The organism is Bradyrhizobium sp. USDA 4354 (assembly GCF_054060315.1).
In genome coordinates, this window is the sequence record NZ_JBSSDC010000001.1 from 6,432,905 (window position 1) to 6,447,035 (window position 14,131).

A 14,131-nucleotide genomic window follows, 5' to 3' on the forward strand; every position below is an offset into this window, starting at 1 on the left:
TCTTCGCCGCAACGCAATCCAGTTTCTGCATGCTGCATACAATTTACGCGCTATGCCATTGTTTTCAGCGAGATACGTCAGTATTCTAGGCAGGCCAAGGGGCCGGAAACGGCTAGGATCAACGTGAGAAGCGAGGAACGCGTGCAGGCAAAATCGGAAGCGCCAAAGGGACGAAAGTCGCCCAAACTCAAGCGGATGGGCCTGCATGAGCGAGCCGCCGCGCGGATGCGGACGATGATCATTCGCGGCGAGTTGCCGCCGGGGTCCCAGACCCAGGAGACCAAGCTGTCGAAGGAGCTCGGCGTGTCGCGCACCCCGTTGCGCGAGGCGATGAAGGTGCTGGCGGCGGAAGGATTGATCGAGCTTCGCCCCAACCGCAGCCCGCGCATTGCCGATATCGCGGTGGAAGGCATCTCGGAATTGTTCGAGGCCCTGGCCGGCATCGAGCGGCTCGCCGCCGAGCTCGCCGCGGAGCGCGCCACCGCACGTGATCTCGCCCGCTTGCGCACGCTTCAGACCCGGATGGAGGGTCATCATCGCAACGGCAAGCTCGACGATTATTTCGCCATCAACGGCGAGATCCACAACATCATCGTCCGCATGGCCCGCAACACCCCGCTGCGCGAGGCGCACGAGACGCTGATCTCCCGCGCCGAACGTGCGCGCTATCTCGCGCTCGGCGCCGACAGGCGCTGGAGCAATTCAGTCGACGAGCACGCCGATATCCTCGCCGCGCTCGAAGCGCGCGATGGCGAAGCTGCCGGCCGCCTGCTCGGCGCCCATGTCGCGCGCACCGGCACGGCGCTGCTCGAAGTCCTCGCCGACCCTCAGGCCAAGCGGACGGCGGCGTAGTCATGAAGCTGCTGCTGCTCAATCCGAACACCAGCACCGAGGTCACGCAACTGATGATGGGGGTCGGGCAGCGCGCAGCCTCATCAGGCACCGAGCTGATCCCGTGCACCGCGACCCGCGGCGTGCCCTATATCGCGACGCGCACCGAGGCGCAGATCGGCGGCGCCATCGCGCTGGAGATGCTGGCCGAGCAGCACAGCAAGGTTGATGCCGCGATCATCGCGGCGTTCGGCGATCCCGGCCTGTTCGCCGCACGCGAGACCTTCGACATTCCCGTGATCGGCATGGCGGAAGCCGCGATGCTGACCGCCTGCATGGTCGGACGCCGCTTTGCCATCGTCACCTTCGCCCAGGCGCTGGGCCCCTGGTACGAGGAATGCGTGCGCGCCCACGGGCTCTGGGAGCGCTGCGCCGGCATCCGCATGCTCGATACGCCCTTTCAGGCGATCTCCGAGGTCGGCACCGAGAAGGAAGATGTGCTGGTCGAGCTCGCCCGGCGCGCCATCGTCGAGGACGAGGCCGATGTGTTGATCTTTGCGGGCGCCCCGCTCTCGGGCCTTGCCGAGCGCGTCGCCGACCGGATCCCCGTCCCCGTGGTCGATCAGGTCATAGCCTCCGTGAAGCAAGCCGAAGCGCTTCATGCGCTGCGGCTCCGCAAGGCAACCGCGGGCACGTATCGCCGGCCTGCCGCCAAGCCGACCATTGGCCTTGCCGACGCCCTTGCCGCCCGGCTCGAGCATCGCGACAGCTGATCAGAGAGGCGGCCGGCGATGCGAAAAACCCAGTTCGTTTTCGAGAATGCGGCCGAAGGCAAACAAGCGGGATTCGCATCCCGGCGGCGCAACGATCTGGACACCGAAGGGCAGCTCATTTTCCCCTCGCGGCACCGGCAGGGTCAGCACCGGGAAACCGGCCAGCGACACGATGAAGGTGACGGCGAGATAGTCGATCGGCGTCTCCAGCACGGCGCCATCGATGGCGGTGACGTCGCTGATCTCATTCGGCCAGGGCAAGACGGACGCCACCGGCGCCACGAGGAAATCGGCACCGGTGAACAGCTCGCGGAAGCTGCGGTAGATCGCGGTGCGGCGCCGTTCGGCGTTAAGGTAGTCCTGCGCGGACAGGTTTGCGCCGGCCTCGATGTTCCAGATCACCGTCGGCGTGAGCTCCGCACGTCGCGTCCTCAGCAACTCGCCATAGCTGTTGGCGATGTGCGCGGCGCGCAGGGCGCGAAAAGTTTCGATCGCGCCGCCACAATCGGGCGAGGACGGCACGATATCGGCAACATGCGCGAGCGCCTCGCAAGCCGCAGCGAAGCGCGCACGAACCTCGCGCGCAACCGGCGCGACGCCGAAATCGGGCGTGACTGCAATCCGCGGACGTCCAGCAAGTGGCCGGTCGTCGCTGACGACACTGGTCGAGATCGGATCGTTCGCATCGCTTCCGGCGCAGACGGACAGCGCAAGTTCGAGATCGTCCACACCGCGCCCGAGGAAGCCGTGGGTGGCCAGCATGTCCCAGCCGAGCGGCCGGCGTGGCGACGGAATGCGGCCGGGCGTCGGCCGGATCGAGGCGACGTCGCAGAAGCTGGCGGGCGTGCGCACCGAGCCGCCGAAATCGGTGCCATGCGCCAGCGGCACCATGCCGGCCGCGACCGCGACGGCAGAGCCGCCGGACGATCCGCCCGAGGTGAGCGCGGGATCGAATGGATTGCGTGTCGGCCCGCACAATTTGTTGGTGCAGACCGCGCCGAAGCCAAACTCCGGCGTGTTGGTCTTGCCGAGAACAATCGCGCCGGCGCGCCGCAGCCGCGCCACCACGAGATCATCCTCGCGTGGCACGTGATCGCGAAACAGCGCGGATCCGTAAGTCGTCGCAAGTCCCGCCGTGTCGGTGAGATCCTTGATCCCAATGGGCACGCCATGCAGCGGGCCGATTGGCGCAGCTGCCGCATCGCATATCTGCGCGGCGCGGCGGGCGCCGTCCGCATCGACCGTCACGAATGCCGCCAATTGGCTATCGTGGTCTGCAATCCGCGCAAGATGCGCTTCGACGGCCTCAGACGAGGACAGCTCGCGCCTCGCAATGGCGCGCGCAAGCTCCGTGGCGTTGAGGTCGCATATCGATCGATCCGATGTCATCGGGCCACCATGCCCGAGCGCACGCCGAAAAGCGACAGGCGCGGGCACGCGGGCACGAGACTTGCTTTCTCCTCTGGGGCAACGGGAGGCAACACCATGGCTGATGCGCCAAGCGGCCGATCGCTCGTCGTCGATGCGGTCACCCACCGGTATCCGAGTGGCACGCTCGCGGTCGAGAACATCAATCTCGACATCAAGGGCGGCGAGATCATTGCCCTGCTCGGCCCGTCCGGCTGCGGCAAGACAACGCTCTTGCGCATCATCGCGGGCTTCATCGCGCAGACGCAAGGGAGGATCATCATCGGCGACGACATCGTCGATGCGCTGCCGCCGAACAAGCGCGCGGTCGGCATCGTGTTCCAGAACTACGCGCTGTTCCCGCACCTGTCGATCAGCGAGAACGTCGCCTATGGCCTCGCTGCCCGCGGCATCGACAAGGCGACGCGCCAGCGCGAGGCGCAGCGCCTGCTGGAGCTGGTGCAGCTGCCTGCTATGGCCGAGCGGCTGCCGCGGCAGCTCTCCGGCGGCCAGCAGCAGCGCGTGGCGCTCGCCCGCGCACTCGCGATCAAGCCGTCGATCCTGCTGCTCGACGAGCCCTTCGCCGCGCTGGACAAGAATCTGCGGCTCGACATGCAGATCGAGGTCAAGCGGCTGCAACGCGTCTCCGGCATCACCACGCTGATCGTGACCCACGACCAGGAAGAGGCACTGTCGATGGCCGATCGTGTCGCCGTGCTGAGCCATGGCAAGCTCGAGCAGTTCGGCTCGCCGTCGGACGTCTACGACCGCCCACAGACACTGTTCGTGAACACCTTCGTCGGCTCCACCAACCGCATGCCGGGTGTCGTGGTCTCGGCGGATCGCACCGCCGCAAAGGTGCGGCTCGATGCCGGCGCGGAGATCATCGCAAGGCCGGCGGGCGGCGCCCTCGCCGAGGGAGGCCGCGTCACAGTCTGCATCCGCCCCGAGCATCTGCAATTCGTCGGCGACCAGACCGGCTTTGCCGGCGTAGTCGGCATGTCGCTGCCGCTGGGCGCCACCGTCGTGCACGAAGTCACCACGGCCGACGGCTCCGGCGTCAAGGTTTCCCAGGCGCGCATCGGCGAGACGCGCGCGCTGGAGAACGGGGCTGCGGTGCGCCTTGCGCCGCTCGCCCCATCGCTCGCCAACGCCTTTCCCGCAACGCTTTAGATCCAGTCCAGAACGCTTTAGATCCAGTCCAGAGGGGAGTTCGACATGATTATGAACCGCAGAAGCCTGCTGACCACGGCGCTCACACTCGGCGCCATGAAGGCGTTTCCAGGCCTCAGCTACGCCCAGGCCCGACCGCTGGTGTTTGCGACCTTCACCGGTAGCTGGGAGGAAGCTCACAAGGCCGTGCTGGTGCCGGCGTTCCGTAAAGCCAATGCGGACGCCGCCATCGTGCTCGACCCCATGCTCTCGGTCGACCAGATCGCGAAGGTCAACGCCGCCAAGGCCAATCCGCCGATCGACGTCATGCTGCACGATCCCGGCCCCGCCCTCGTCGCGATCGGCCAGGATCTGGTCGAGCCATATCCGGTCGAGAAGAGCGCCTACTACAAGGACCTGATCGCCGAGGCGCAGGAGCCGATGGGTCCCGCCCCGTTCTTCCAGGTCGTCGGCCTCACCTACAATCCGGAAGCGGTCAAGACGCCGCCGACCTCCTGGGCCGATCTCTGGAAGCCGGAGTTCAAGGGCCGCGTTGGCATCACCAACCTCAACTCGACCCTCGGCACCGGCTGGCTGGTCGAGATCGCCAAGATGCGCGGCGGCTCCGAGGCCAATGTCGATCCCGGCTTCAAGGCGCTGGAAGAGCTCAAGCCCAACCTCGCCGCGGTCGCCGCCAATCCCGGCGCGCTCGCGACCCTGTTCCAGCAGGGCCAGATCGACATCTCGCCCGGCAATTTCAACGCCATCCAGATCCTGAAAGCGCGCGGCGTTCCGGTCGAGTTCGTGGCCCCGAAGGAAGGCGCCATCGCCTTCAAGACCACGATCCACATCGTCAAGAACTCGCCGAACCGGGAGCTCGCCTTCAAGCTGATCGAGGCGGCGCTGACCCCGGAGGTGCAGACCACGCTGATGAACCCGCCCTATCTGATCGTGCCGACCAATTCCAAGGTGACGATGGGCGGCGAGATCGCGCGCGTGCTGGCCAAGGACACGGCCGAGCTGAAGAAGAAGTTCGTGTTCCAGGACTGGAAGAAGATCAACGAGCAGCGCTCGGCCTGGATCGAGCGCTTCAACCGCGAGATCAAGATCTAAGACGTTGAAGGTTTGAGTCATGGGCGCGGCACCGGCATCACGGGACGTGACGTCCTACGGAATGGGATTGGCAGCGCCACTGGCGCTGTTCTTCCTGTTCTTCTTCGTCGCGCCGCTGCTGCAATTGTTCTGGCTCTCGCTGCACAACGACACGGCCGGGCTCCAGTGGGGGCTCGGCCAGTACCTGCACTTCCTCACCGATCCCTTCAGCCTGGGCGTGCTCGGCTCGACGCTGCTGCTGGGTGCCGAGGTGACGGCGGTCTGCCTCGTGCTCGGCTTTCCCATCGCCTGGCTGTATCAGCGGGTCGGACCAAAGCTTCAGACCATCATCATCCTGATCGTGTTGCTGCCGCTTCTCACCAGCGTCGTGGTCCGCACCTTCGCCTGGATCGTTATCCTGGGACGCCAGGGCATCATCAACGCGACGCTGCAATCCTTAGGGGTCATCGATACGCCGCTAAAACTGCTCTACACCCAGTTCGGCGTGGTGATCGCGCTGGCGCAGGTGCAGATGCCGCTGATGACGTTGCCGCTGATCACCGCGCTCGGCCGCATCGATCCCAATCTCGACGATGCCTCCTGCTCGCTCGGCGCCGGAAGCTGGCGCACCTTTTTCCGGATTGTGCTGCCGCTGTCGCTGCCCGGCGTCATCGCCGGCTGCACGCTGACCTATGCCGCCGCGATCACCGCCTTCATCACCCAGTCGCTGATCGGCGGCGGGCAGATGCTGTTCATGCCGATGTATCTCTACCAGCAGGCTTCGACACTGCAGAACTGGCCGTTTGCGGCCGCGATCTCGATCATCTTCCTGCTCGCCGTGCTCGCGGTCGTCTCGGTCTTCACCACGCTCGGCCGCATGTCGCGCGGTTATGGAGGCGCATGATGGCTGGCCGCAAGCGCACTCTCGAGGCGATCAGCTTCGAGCTCGTCATGATCGTGATCGCGGTGATCGCGCTTGTTATCATCATCGCGCCGTCGCTCGTGGTTCTGATCGTCTCCTTCACCAGCGGCTTCTCGCTGCGCTTCCCCCCGCCGGGCTATTCGCTGCGCTGGTACGCCGAGCTGTGGAATGCCTGGCAGCTGCACTTCGCCGCGAAGAACAGCCTGATCGTCGCGCTGTGGGCGACGGGGCTGTCCGTGGCGCTCGGCGTCGCTGCGGCGCTCGCGATCTCGCGGTCGCGGACGCTGTCGGCGCGGCTGCTCGATTCCCTCTTCATCTCGCCGCTGGTGCTGCCGGCGCTCGCCTTCGGCCTCGCCGCCCTGATGCTGTTCTCGCTGGTCGGCCTGCCGGTGTCGCCGCTGACGCTGGTGATCGGCCACACCGTGGTCTGCGTGCCCTATGTCGTGCGCAACACGGTCGCAGCCCTCGCCCAGCTCGAGCCGACCCTGCTCGAAAGCTCGGCCGTGCTCGGCGCGAGCCGCCTCTATACCTTCCGCAGGATCGTGCTGCCGCTGATCCGGCCGGGCATCATCGCGGGCGCCTTCATCGCCTTCATGTCGTCGTTCGACAACGTGCCGGTGTCGCTGTTCCTGCGCGATGCCGCGACCGACATGCTGCCGATCCGGATGTGGCAGGATCTCGAAGGCAAGCTGGATGTCACCATCGCGGCCCTGTCGGGCGTGCTGATCATCGCCACCGTCGCGCTGGTCGCAGTGATGGAGCGCGTCACCGGCCTGTCGCGGCGCCTGACCAACTGATCAGGCACCGCGGAACAGCGAATAGCCCCAGCGTGTGAATTTCAGCGGCAGATGAAAATGCTCGTCAACGTTCTTGATGCGGAAGCGGAACGGCGTCACGGTCAGGAAGCCGTCGCGCTCGCCAAAGAACGCGCCGAGATGAAACAGCACCTCGTACTCGCCTTCCGTCACACCAACGCCTTGCGCGACGCAATGATCGAGCACGCCATTGGCGCCGAGCCGCCCGTCGGCGATGCGCAAGGAATCCGGATCAATCCGCCAGATCTCGACGCGCAGCCCCTGCGCCGGGCGCCCGCTCGCCACATCGACCGCGTGAATGGAAATGCCGCCTGCCACAATGTTCCTCCCATGAGCACGCCGTCATGGTAGACGGAAACACGGCCGCTCGGCCAGCACCGGCGCTGCTGCCGGCCCTTGGGGCGATGACCGCGCTGCAGGCCCTCGTCGCGCTGGCCTTGTTCGCGCCCGGCGTGGTCGCCCCGCGCGCCCATATCGAGGTCTGGCAGCTCTCGATGTTTTCCTGCGCGGTGTTCGCGGTCGGCATCCCCGCCTCGTTCTGGGGCGGCGGCTTCATTGCGCGCCTTGGCTCGCTGCGGATCGCGAGCCTGTGCGCCGCGGCCATCGTCGTCGGGATGGCACTGGCCTCGCTCGGATCGAGCGCCGCCTTGCTGGCCGCAGGCCTCTGCCTCGGCCTTGCGATGGGCCCCGAGACGCCCGCGAGCGCGGCGCTGCTGGCGCGGCTCGTCACCGCCGAGCGGCGCGCCTTCGTGTTCTCCGTGCGTCAGACCGGCAACCAGATCGGCGCGGTCTGCGGCTCGCTGGCCCTGCCCGCGATCGCCATCGCGTTCGGACCGGCCTGGTGCTACGCGGTGGTGGGCATCTGCGCGCTACTCGCGATCCTGCTGTTCGAATGGTTGCGGCCGGCCTACGCCGTCAAGGTCATTCCGCCCCCAAAGCTCGATCTGCGCGCGCGGCTGGCGCTGGTGATTGCGAATCGTCGGATCGCGACGCTGGCGCTGGCCTCGATGCCGTTCAGCGCGATGCAGGTATCCCTCAACACCGTCTTCGTCACGCTCGGCACCCGCGAGCTCGGCCTTGGCCATATCGAGGCCGGCATGGCGCTCGCCAGCGCGCAAGCCGGCGGCCTGATCGGCCGGCTCGGCTGGGGCTATGTTGCCATGCGCCTTGATGCTTCCCGCGCCGTGCTTATCGTCATCGGCCTCGGCATGGCCTTCTGCGCTGCGCTGCTTGGCCTCGGCGGCGGATCGCTCGGCCGCACCTGGCAATTCGCGGTTGCGGCGCTGTTCGGCCTGACGGCGTCGGGCTGGAACGGCGTCTTCATCGCCGAGATCGCGCGCCTCGCCCCGCAGGAGCGGATCGGCGAGACCACTGGCGCGGTGCTGACCGCATCCTACGCCGGCCTCCTTGCGGCGCCGGCGCTGGTGTCGATCCTGGATGGTGTGGCCAGCCTTGGCGTGGCCTTCTTCGCCTTGGCGTGCCTTGCTCTCGGCGGCACATTGGCACTGATCTGGGGAGGCCATGACAATGCCAGCGCATAGTGCTCGCGAGATTGTGGCCGATGTCGTGGCCGGGCGGACGAGTGCTACCGAAACCGCGAAGGCCGCACTCGCGCGCATTGAGGCCGCCAAGGCGTTGAACGCGGTCGTCACGACCGATCCTGCACGCACGCTGGCCGACGCCGCGGCGGTCGATGATCGCCTGCATATGGGCGAGACCATGCCGCTCGCCGGCGTTCCCGTCGTCGTCAAGGACAACATCTGGGTCGGCGGCTGGCGCGTGACGCAGGGCTCGCGCCTGTTTTGCGATTTCATCGCGCCACGCGATGCCATTGCGATCGAACGACTGCGCAAGGCCGGGGCTGTCATCGTCGGCATCGGCGCAACATCCGAGTTCGCCTGCAAGGGCGTCACGACCTCGCCTCTGTACGGGCCAACGCGGCATCCGCTCGATCCCTCGCTGACGCCCGGCGGCTCATCGGGCGGCCCGGCCGCTGCGGTTGCGGCCGGCCTCGTGCCGCTTGCGATCGGCACCGATGCGGGCGGCTCGAGCCGCAGGCCGCCAGCCCATGTCGGGGTCGCCGGCTTCAAGCCATCCTATGGCGCAATCCCCTATGGGCCGGGTTTCGCCGAGCCCTTCTTCGGCCTCTCCGTCATTGCACCGATCGCATCCGATGCGGCCGATATCGCACTGGCGTTCGAAGCCATGGTCGGCGCCGATCCGCGCGATCCGGACTCTGCCGTCGTTGCGCAGCAGGCCAAAGACATCGATGGTCAGCGCATCGCGTTCTCGCCGCGGCTTGGTCTCGACGTCGCGATTGACGACGTCGTCGCGAATGGGCTCGCCTCCGCTGTCGACCGGCTTTTCGCGGCAGGTTTGCGCATCACACAGCGCGATCCCGTCTGGCCGTCAGGCGCCACGGAGGATGCCATTATGCCACTTCAGCATGCGGGTCTGGCGGCGCTCCATGGCGAGACCTTCCACACGGATCCGACTGTCTTCGATCCCGATGTCGCCAAGCAGATCGAGCGAGGTCTCTCCTGGTCGGGTGCGGACGTTGCCGGAGCGCTGCTCGCGAGCGCTGCGATCGCCAATGCCTTCGCGGCCTTCTTCACCGAAATTGACCTGCTGCTGACGCCCACCGTCCCCTGCGTCGCGTGGCCGCTGACGCAGCTCGGCCCGGACATGATCGGCGGAAAAGCCGTAAGCCCGCGCGCCCACGCGGTGTTCACGCCCTTTGTCAATCATGCCCGCCTGCCGGCGATTTCGATTCCGTGCGGAACGGATCGGCGCGGGCTCCCCTTCGGCCTTCAGATCATCGCCGCGCGCGGACAAGACCGCTCGCTCCTCACAGCAGCGCAAGGGATCGAGGCCATCTTGCGAACGTAAGTCCTGCCGTCGACCGGTATCAGTCCAGTGCCTGTCTCTTTCAAGTCTGCGGGACCGCTCCCTGGATCGAGCGCTCCATTAATGCATGGTGTACGACGCCTCCGACAATGATCCTGCAGAAGTTCAGGGTGAAGCGACCGTAAAGGGCGCCTAACCCGGATCCCGATGATGCGAAGCGATAGGAGGCGCCGAGAACCCGAGTAATCTCGAACAATCCCATGAGCTCGTGGTGCGCCAGCGTCGAGTGAATGCCGAGCAGCGGCAGCAACAGGGCCTGCAGACCGACGCTGCTCATGACACCCTCGCCTCTAGGCGCGGCAGCGGCTGAGATTGCGCGAGACGAGCACTCCTCCATTGATATGGCGTATTGCCGGCGAAGCGTTTGAACACTGTCGTGAAATGAGCCTGCGTCTGGAACCCGACGCTCAAGGCGATGTCGACAAGCGACCCGTCAGCCCGCAGCAGCAATTCCTGAGCTCGCTCGATCCGCCGCTTCAGCAAATAGTCGTGCGGCCGGATGCCGACGGCCGCCCGGAACTGCGCGGCGAAATGCATCCGGCTCAGGCCGGCAACGGCGGCCAGATGCTGCAGAGTGACCTTCGCGTCCAGATTGTCGTCGATATATTGCATGACGCGCTTGAGGCGCCATTTTTGCAGCGACCGCACCACCCGGCAGGCTTGCCCTTCGCGATCGCCCTCAGCCGGCTCGGACTGGCCTCGTCCGTCCACCGTCCGACGGCTGGCCTTGCGGGTCAACATGGCCAGACGCAATGCGTCGACGAGAATGGCGGAATGGGGATGGTGCATGGCTCTGGTGGCCACGAGTGCATCCGACAGGCGCCGCATCACAGGGTCCGCGAGCCCGTCCGCACCCGGCTCCCGATCGGCCCCCGTGGATGCGTGCGCAAGACATTTCGCAGACACCCTGAAGCTCGGCCCGCTATCGCCAGATCCTCGCGCCTCCGGCGCAGGCGGTTCAATGGCCAGCGCAACATCCAGATGCACGAGGGAGAGCAACACTGCCTCCTCGCCGGAGCGTGGCGAACGTCTCGATGGCCGCAGCTGCGGGCCCTCGATGGACGAGACGTCGATTGCGGCGGCGACATGATCCTTGGCACTTTGCGGGTATGATATCTGCAGCGACATCGTCGAATCTCCTTGTCCCATTTCGCACCGGGAAATGCCTGGCCGGCGTGTCCGGATGCGATGGGAGCAGAGTAATTCGGCGATCCGCGCGCTCCATTCTACGCGCGGGTGCATTGATAAGGTCTCGGGTTAACCGCGTCATACGTAAGTATGATCCCCGGGCGAGAGGGCGAGCGGAACACTTCGCCTGCATTGACTGACGCTCGAGCCCTACGGCTCTGCCGGCCTGCGGTAAGTTGACGCGTCCACGATCGGCAAAATCACCGATAAGCCTTGTTCCGCAGGGGAATCTCCGTGCCGGCACTCACGCCAATTCAACTATCCACGAAGTCTTCCACGAGAGCACGAAAATCAGCTGGCGGGATATTGTGGGCGCGATCAAATCGCGGCATCAACGCGGCTGGTAATGAGAAGAAGCTCCTGCGACGATGACGAACGTTGATCGGCCCACGGGTTCATCCATGAGCCGCGCCGGCTTGCGATTCTGGTCCGCCGTCTTCGCCCTCGTGGTCTTCATGGTCGACGTGCTGACGCCGCTCGAGGGCGCGGTCGCGGTTCTCTACGTGGTTGCGATCCTGCTCGCGGCGCGGACGAATCGGCGCAACGACATCATCGTCGCCGCGATCGGCTGTGCTGCCCTGACGATCACCGCGTATCTGATATCACATGATCTCGAGCCCATCGCCTCACCGGCCCTTCGTGCCCTGGTGAGCCTCGCAGCCATCGCCATCACCACGCTGCTGGCGCTCCAGAATCATGCCGCAACCAATCGCCTCGCGGCGCAGGCGCGCCTGCTCAACCTTTCGCACGACATGATCTTTGTCCGTGATCGCGCCGGCGTGATCAATTTCTGGAACAAGGCCGCGGAACACACCTACGGCTGGTCGGCCGACGAGGCGCTCGGGCAGCTCGCCGACAAGCTTCTGCGAACCAGCTATCCCGACCGCAGGGAAGTCATCGAGGCCAGCCTGCTCGAGACCGGACGATGGGAAGGCAGGGTGGAGCAACGGACGAAGGCCGGCGCCGCACTCGCCGTCGATGCCCGATGGGCCTTGCAGCGCGACCATCTCGGCAAGCCCGTCGGCGTGCTCGAAACGCACACCGACGTCACGGACCGCGTGGCGGCGCACAGCGCGCTGGTGCAGAGCGAGCAGCGATACCGCCGAATGTTCGATGCAAGCCGGATCGGCGTCGCCGAGGAAGACTGGAGCGGACTGCGGACCGCGCTGGATTCGCTACCGACGGGAGGTGCGGACCTGCGCGATTATCTGGGACGATATCCCGATTTCATCCGGCATGCCCGCGGGCTTGCCAGAATCATCAACGTCAACCCTGCCCTGCAGAAGATGGCGGGGGCAAGCAGCTCTGCGGCCTTCATCCAGAACGTAGACAAGCTGCTATGCGAGAACGATCGCAATTTCCTCGACGCGCTGGTGGCATTTGCGGAAGGAGAGCGGTTTCACGAGGGGGAGACCGAGCTCGTGCGCCTCGACGGACGCAAGGTCCCCGTGCTGTTTACGATCACCTTTCCGCCTCGATCCGACGAAGGTCACAACGTGCTCATCTTCGTCGTCGACATTACCGAGCGCCGGCAGGCGCAGGACGCGCTGCTCGCGGCGCAAGCCGAGCTCGCTCATGCTGCGCGGGTTGCCACACTCGGCGAGCTCAGCGCGTCGATTGCGCACGAGGTGAACCAGCCGCTGGCGGCGATCGTCACCAGCGGCGAGGCCGGCTTGCGGTGGCTGCGGCGCGACGTACCCGATCTCAAGGAGGTTACGACGACGATCGGCCATGTCGTCGCTCAGGGCCGCCGCGCCAGCGAGATCGTGACCCGTATCCGGACCTTCCTGAAGAAGGCCCCGCCTCAGCGGGATCTTCTGCAAATCAGCGAGATCATCGAGGAGGCGACCGCACTGGTCGCGCGCGAGCTCGCCAAGGACGAGGTCGCCCTCACCGTCGAGTCGCAGCACGGCCTGCCGCCGATTCGCGGCGACCGGGTTCAGCTGCAACAGGTCCTGGTCAATCTTCTGATCAATGCCAGCCAGGCCATGTCCGGGCAGCCCGGTTCCCGCACCATCACCCTGCGTGCCGGCAGCGCGGACAGCGAAACCCTCGGGATCACGGTGCAGGACAGCGGCCCGGGCATCCAGCCTGACGACCTGCCGCGCCTGTTTGATCCGTTCTTCACGACAAAGGATGGCGGAATGGGCATGGGGCTTGCGATCTGCCGAACCACGGTGGAAGCTCACGGCGGCCGATTGTCGGTGGCGAGCACTCCGGGCTCGGGAACGACATTCCACCTGACATTGCCACTTAGCCAAGAACACGCCTTGCCATGACACGACCAAACCAGGCGCAGCCACCGGCCCAGCCCTCCAGCGCAATCGTCATCGTCGTCGACGACGATGAAGGCATCCGCGCCTCGCTCGACAGCCTGTTCCGATCCGTCGGCCTCCAGACACGCCTGTTCGGCTCGCCGGCCGAATTGCTCGGCGGCTCGCTGCCCGACGGTCCCGGCTGCATCGTGCTGGACGTCCGCCTCCCGGGCGTGAGCGGGCTCGATCTGCAGAGCCAGTTCGTCCGGCAGGGTATCAGCTATCCCATCATCTTCATGACCGGCCACGGGGACATTCCGATGTCGGTGCGTGCCATGAAGGCTGGCGCCGTCGACTTCCTTTCCAAGCCGTTCCGCGACCAGGACATGCTTGACGCGGTGACGGCGGCGCTCGAGCGCGATGCGCAGCACCGTGCCGAAGCCGCGGCCAGGGAGGACATCCGCGCCCAGTACGAGACCCTGACGGCGCGCGAGCGCGAGGTCATGGGCCATGTCACCGCCGGCTTGATGAACAAGCAGGTGGCAGCCCTGATCGGCCTCAGCGAGATCACGGTCAAGATCCACCGCGGGAACGTCATGCGCAAGATGGGGGTTAGGTCACTGGCCGACCTCGTTCGCAAGGCCGAGGCGCTCGGAGTTTCCCAAACTCGTAGGACCACGGATCAAACCTGAGTATAATTTCGGCGGGCCCGCCCTCGGGTGCATAAGGCGTCATCGGCCGCGCAACGGGAGATATCCTCTTTGCCTTGCGGAATACCGCGGTCAGGAT

Annotated in this window: 14 protein-coding genes; 10 read left to right on the top strand and 4 right to left on the bottom strand. The window is 66.0% G+C overall.

The genetic code is table 11. The features are described 5' to 3' along the window. Positions 1-141: 141 nt before the first annotated feature. Together ACVIIV_RS30070 and ACVIIV_RS30075 are read left to right on the top strand one after the other, a co-directional pair. A complete protein-coding gene (locus ACVIIV_RS30070; protein WP_456748861.1) occupies positions 142-852 on the top strand; it encodes a GntR family transcriptional regulator in 711 nt (236 codons plus the stop codon). A gap of 2 nt (positions 853-854) precedes the next feature. Beyond that, positions 855-1,604, top strand: a complete 750-nt coding sequence (locus ACVIIV_RS30075; protein ID WP_456747397.1) for an aspartate/glutamate racemase family protein — start codon at positions 855-857, stop codon at positions 1,602-1,604. Here the strand turns inward: ACVIIV_RS30075 and ACVIIV_RS30080 are convergent, their stop codons facing one another. Further along, on the bottom strand, positions 1,605-2,993 hold the full coding sequence (locus tag ACVIIV_RS30080; protein ID WP_456747398.1) for an amidase: 1,389 nt from the start codon (positions 2,991-2,993) through the stop codon (positions 1,605-1,607). A gap of 96 nt (positions 2,994-3,089) precedes the next feature. Between ACVIIV_RS30080 and ACVIIV_RS30085 the strand changes: the two genes are divergently transcribed. Genes ACVIIV_RS30085 through ACVIIV_RS30100 form a run of 4 tightly spaced genes read left to right on the top strand, consistent with a single transcriptional unit; the run spans position 3,090 to position 6,974 of the window. After that, positions 3,090-4,184, top strand: a complete 1,095-nt coding sequence (locus ACVIIV_RS30085; protein WP_456747399.1) for an ABC transporter ATP-binding protein — start codon at positions 3,090-3,092, stop codon at positions 4,182-4,184. A gap of 45 nt (positions 4,185-4,229) precedes the next feature. Beyond that, positions 4,230-5,276 (top strand): ABC transporter substrate-binding protein, encoded by a 1,047-nt coding sequence (locus ACVIIV_RS30090; protein ID WP_456747400.1) that lies wholly within the window; start codon positions 4,230-4,232, stop codon positions 5,274-5,276. A gap of 19 nt (positions 5,277-5,295) precedes the next feature. Continuing rightward, the gene (locus ACVIIV_RS30095) at positions 5,296-6,159 is read left to right on the top strand and encodes an ABC transporter permease (RefSeq protein WP_456747401.1); all 864 of its coding nucleotides are present in this window, start codon (positions 5,296-5,298) and stop codon (positions 6,157-6,159) included. Further along, complete coding sequence (locus ACVIIV_RS30100; RefSeq protein WP_456747402.1) at positions 6,159-6,974, top strand: ABC transporter permease; 816 nt, start codon at positions 6,159-6,161, stop codon at positions 6,972-6,974. The genes ACVIIV_RS30095 and ACVIIV_RS30100 overlap by 1 nt, the downstream gene beginning before the upstream one ends. Here ACVIIV_RS30100 and ACVIIV_RS30105 read toward each other — a convergent pair whose 3' ends face one another. Continuing rightward, positions 6,975-7,310: a hydroxyisourate hydrolase gene (locus ACVIIV_RS30105; RefSeq protein WP_456747403.1), complete on the bottom strand. Its 336-nt coding sequence runs from the start codon at positions 7,308-7,310 to the stop codon at positions 6,975-6,977. 26 nt (positions 7,311-7,336) lie between these two features. Between ACVIIV_RS30105 and ACVIIV_RS30110 the strand changes: the two genes are divergently transcribed. Both ACVIIV_RS30110 and ACVIIV_RS30115 read left to right on the top strand, forming a co-directional pair. Further along, entirely contained in the window at positions 7,337-8,533 is a 1,197-nt protein-coding gene (locus ACVIIV_RS30110; RefSeq protein ID WP_456747404.1) for an MFS transporter, read from the top strand. Further along, positions 8,514-9,881 carry an amidase gene (locus ACVIIV_RS30115; RefSeq protein ID WP_456747405.1) on the top strand — a complete coding sequence of 456 codons (1,368 nt, stop codon included), beginning with the start codon at positions 8,514-8,516 and terminating at the stop codon, positions 9,879-9,881. The genes ACVIIV_RS30110 and ACVIIV_RS30115 overlap by 20 nt, the downstream gene beginning before the upstream one ends. Positions 9,882-9,921: 40 nt before the next feature. Here the strand turns inward: ACVIIV_RS30115 and ACVIIV_RS30120 are convergent, their stop codons facing one another. Beyond that, complete coding sequence (locus tag ACVIIV_RS30120; protein WP_456747406.1) at positions 9,922-10,176, bottom strand: hypothetical protein; 255 nt, start codon at positions 10,174-10,176, stop codon at positions 9,922-9,924. Beyond that, positions 10,173-11,027, bottom strand: coding sequence for a helix-turn-helix domain-containing protein (locus ACVIIV_RS30125; protein WP_456747407.1), 855 nt, complete (start codon positions 11,025-11,027; stop codon positions 10,173-10,175). Before ACVIIV_RS30125 ends, ACVIIV_RS30120 begins: the two co-directional genes overlap by 4 nt. 461 nt (positions 11,028-11,488) lie before the next feature. Between ACVIIV_RS30125 and ACVIIV_RS30130 the strand changes: the two genes are divergently transcribed. Together ACVIIV_RS30130 and ACVIIV_RS30135 are read left to right on the top strand one after the other, a co-directional pair. Beyond that, entirely contained in the window at positions 11,489-13,366 is a 1,878-nt protein-coding gene (locus ACVIIV_RS30130) for a PAS domain-containing sensor histidine kinase (protein ID WP_456747408.1), read from the top strand. Next, positions 13,363-14,034, top strand: a complete 672-nt coding sequence (locus tag ACVIIV_RS30135) for a response regulator transcription factor (RefSeq protein ID WP_456747409.1) — start codon at positions 13,363-13,365, stop codon at positions 14,032-14,034. Before ACVIIV_RS30130 ends, ACVIIV_RS30135 begins: the two co-directional genes overlap by 4 nt. The last annotated feature ends 97 nt before the right edge of the window (positions 14,035-14,131 follow it).

Excerpts from the sequence above, each read along its gene's own strand:
- ACVIIV_RS30075 (WP_456747397.1), top strand. The coding sequence starts at position 855 with ATGAAGCTGCTGCTGCTCAATCCGAACACCAGCACCGAGGTCACGCAA.
- ACVIIV_RS30080 (WP_456747398.1), bottom strand. The coding sequence starts at position 2,993 with ATGACATCGGATCGATCGATATGCGACCTCAACGCCACGGAGCTTGCG.
- ACVIIV_RS30085 (WP_456747399.1), top strand. The coding sequence starts at position 3,090 with ATGGCTGATGCGCCAAGCGGCCGATCGCTCGTCGTCGATGCGGTCACC.
- ACVIIV_RS30090 (WP_456747400.1), top strand. The coding sequence starts at position 4,230 with ATGATTATGAACCGCAGAAGCCTGCTGACCACGGCGCTCACACTCGGC.
- ACVIIV_RS30095 (WP_456747401.1), top strand. The coding sequence starts at position 5,296 with ATGGGCGCGGCACCGGCATCACGGGACGTGACGTCCTACGGAATGGGA.
- ACVIIV_RS30100 (WP_456747402.1), top strand. The coding sequence starts at position 6,159 with ATGGCTGGCCGCAAGCGCACTCTCGAGGCGATCAGCTTCGAGCTCGTC.
- ACVIIV_RS30110 (WP_456747404.1), top strand. The coding sequence starts at position 7,337 with ATGGTAGACGGAAACACGGCCGCTCGGCCAGCACCGGCGCTGCTGCCG.
- ACVIIV_RS30115 (WP_456747405.1), top strand. The coding sequence starts at position 8,514 with ATGACAATGCCAGCGCATAGTGCTCGCGAGATTGTGGCCGATGTCGTG.
- ACVIIV_RS30120 (WP_456747406.1), bottom strand. The coding sequence starts at position 10,176 with ATGAGCAGCGTCGGTCTGCAGGCCCTGTTGCTGCCGCTGCTCGGCATT.
- ACVIIV_RS30125 (WP_456747407.1), bottom strand. The coding sequence starts at position 11,027 with ATGTCGCTGCAGATATCATACCCGCAAAGTGCCAAGGATCATGTCGCC.
- ACVIIV_RS30130 (WP_456747408.1), top strand. The coding sequence starts at position 11,489 with ATGAGCCGCGCCGGCTTGCGATTCTGGTCCGCCGTCTTCGCCCTCGTG.
- ACVIIV_RS30135 (WP_456747409.1), top strand. The coding sequence starts at position 13,363 with ATGACACGACCAAACCAGGCGCAGCCACCGGCCCAGCCCTCCAGCGCA.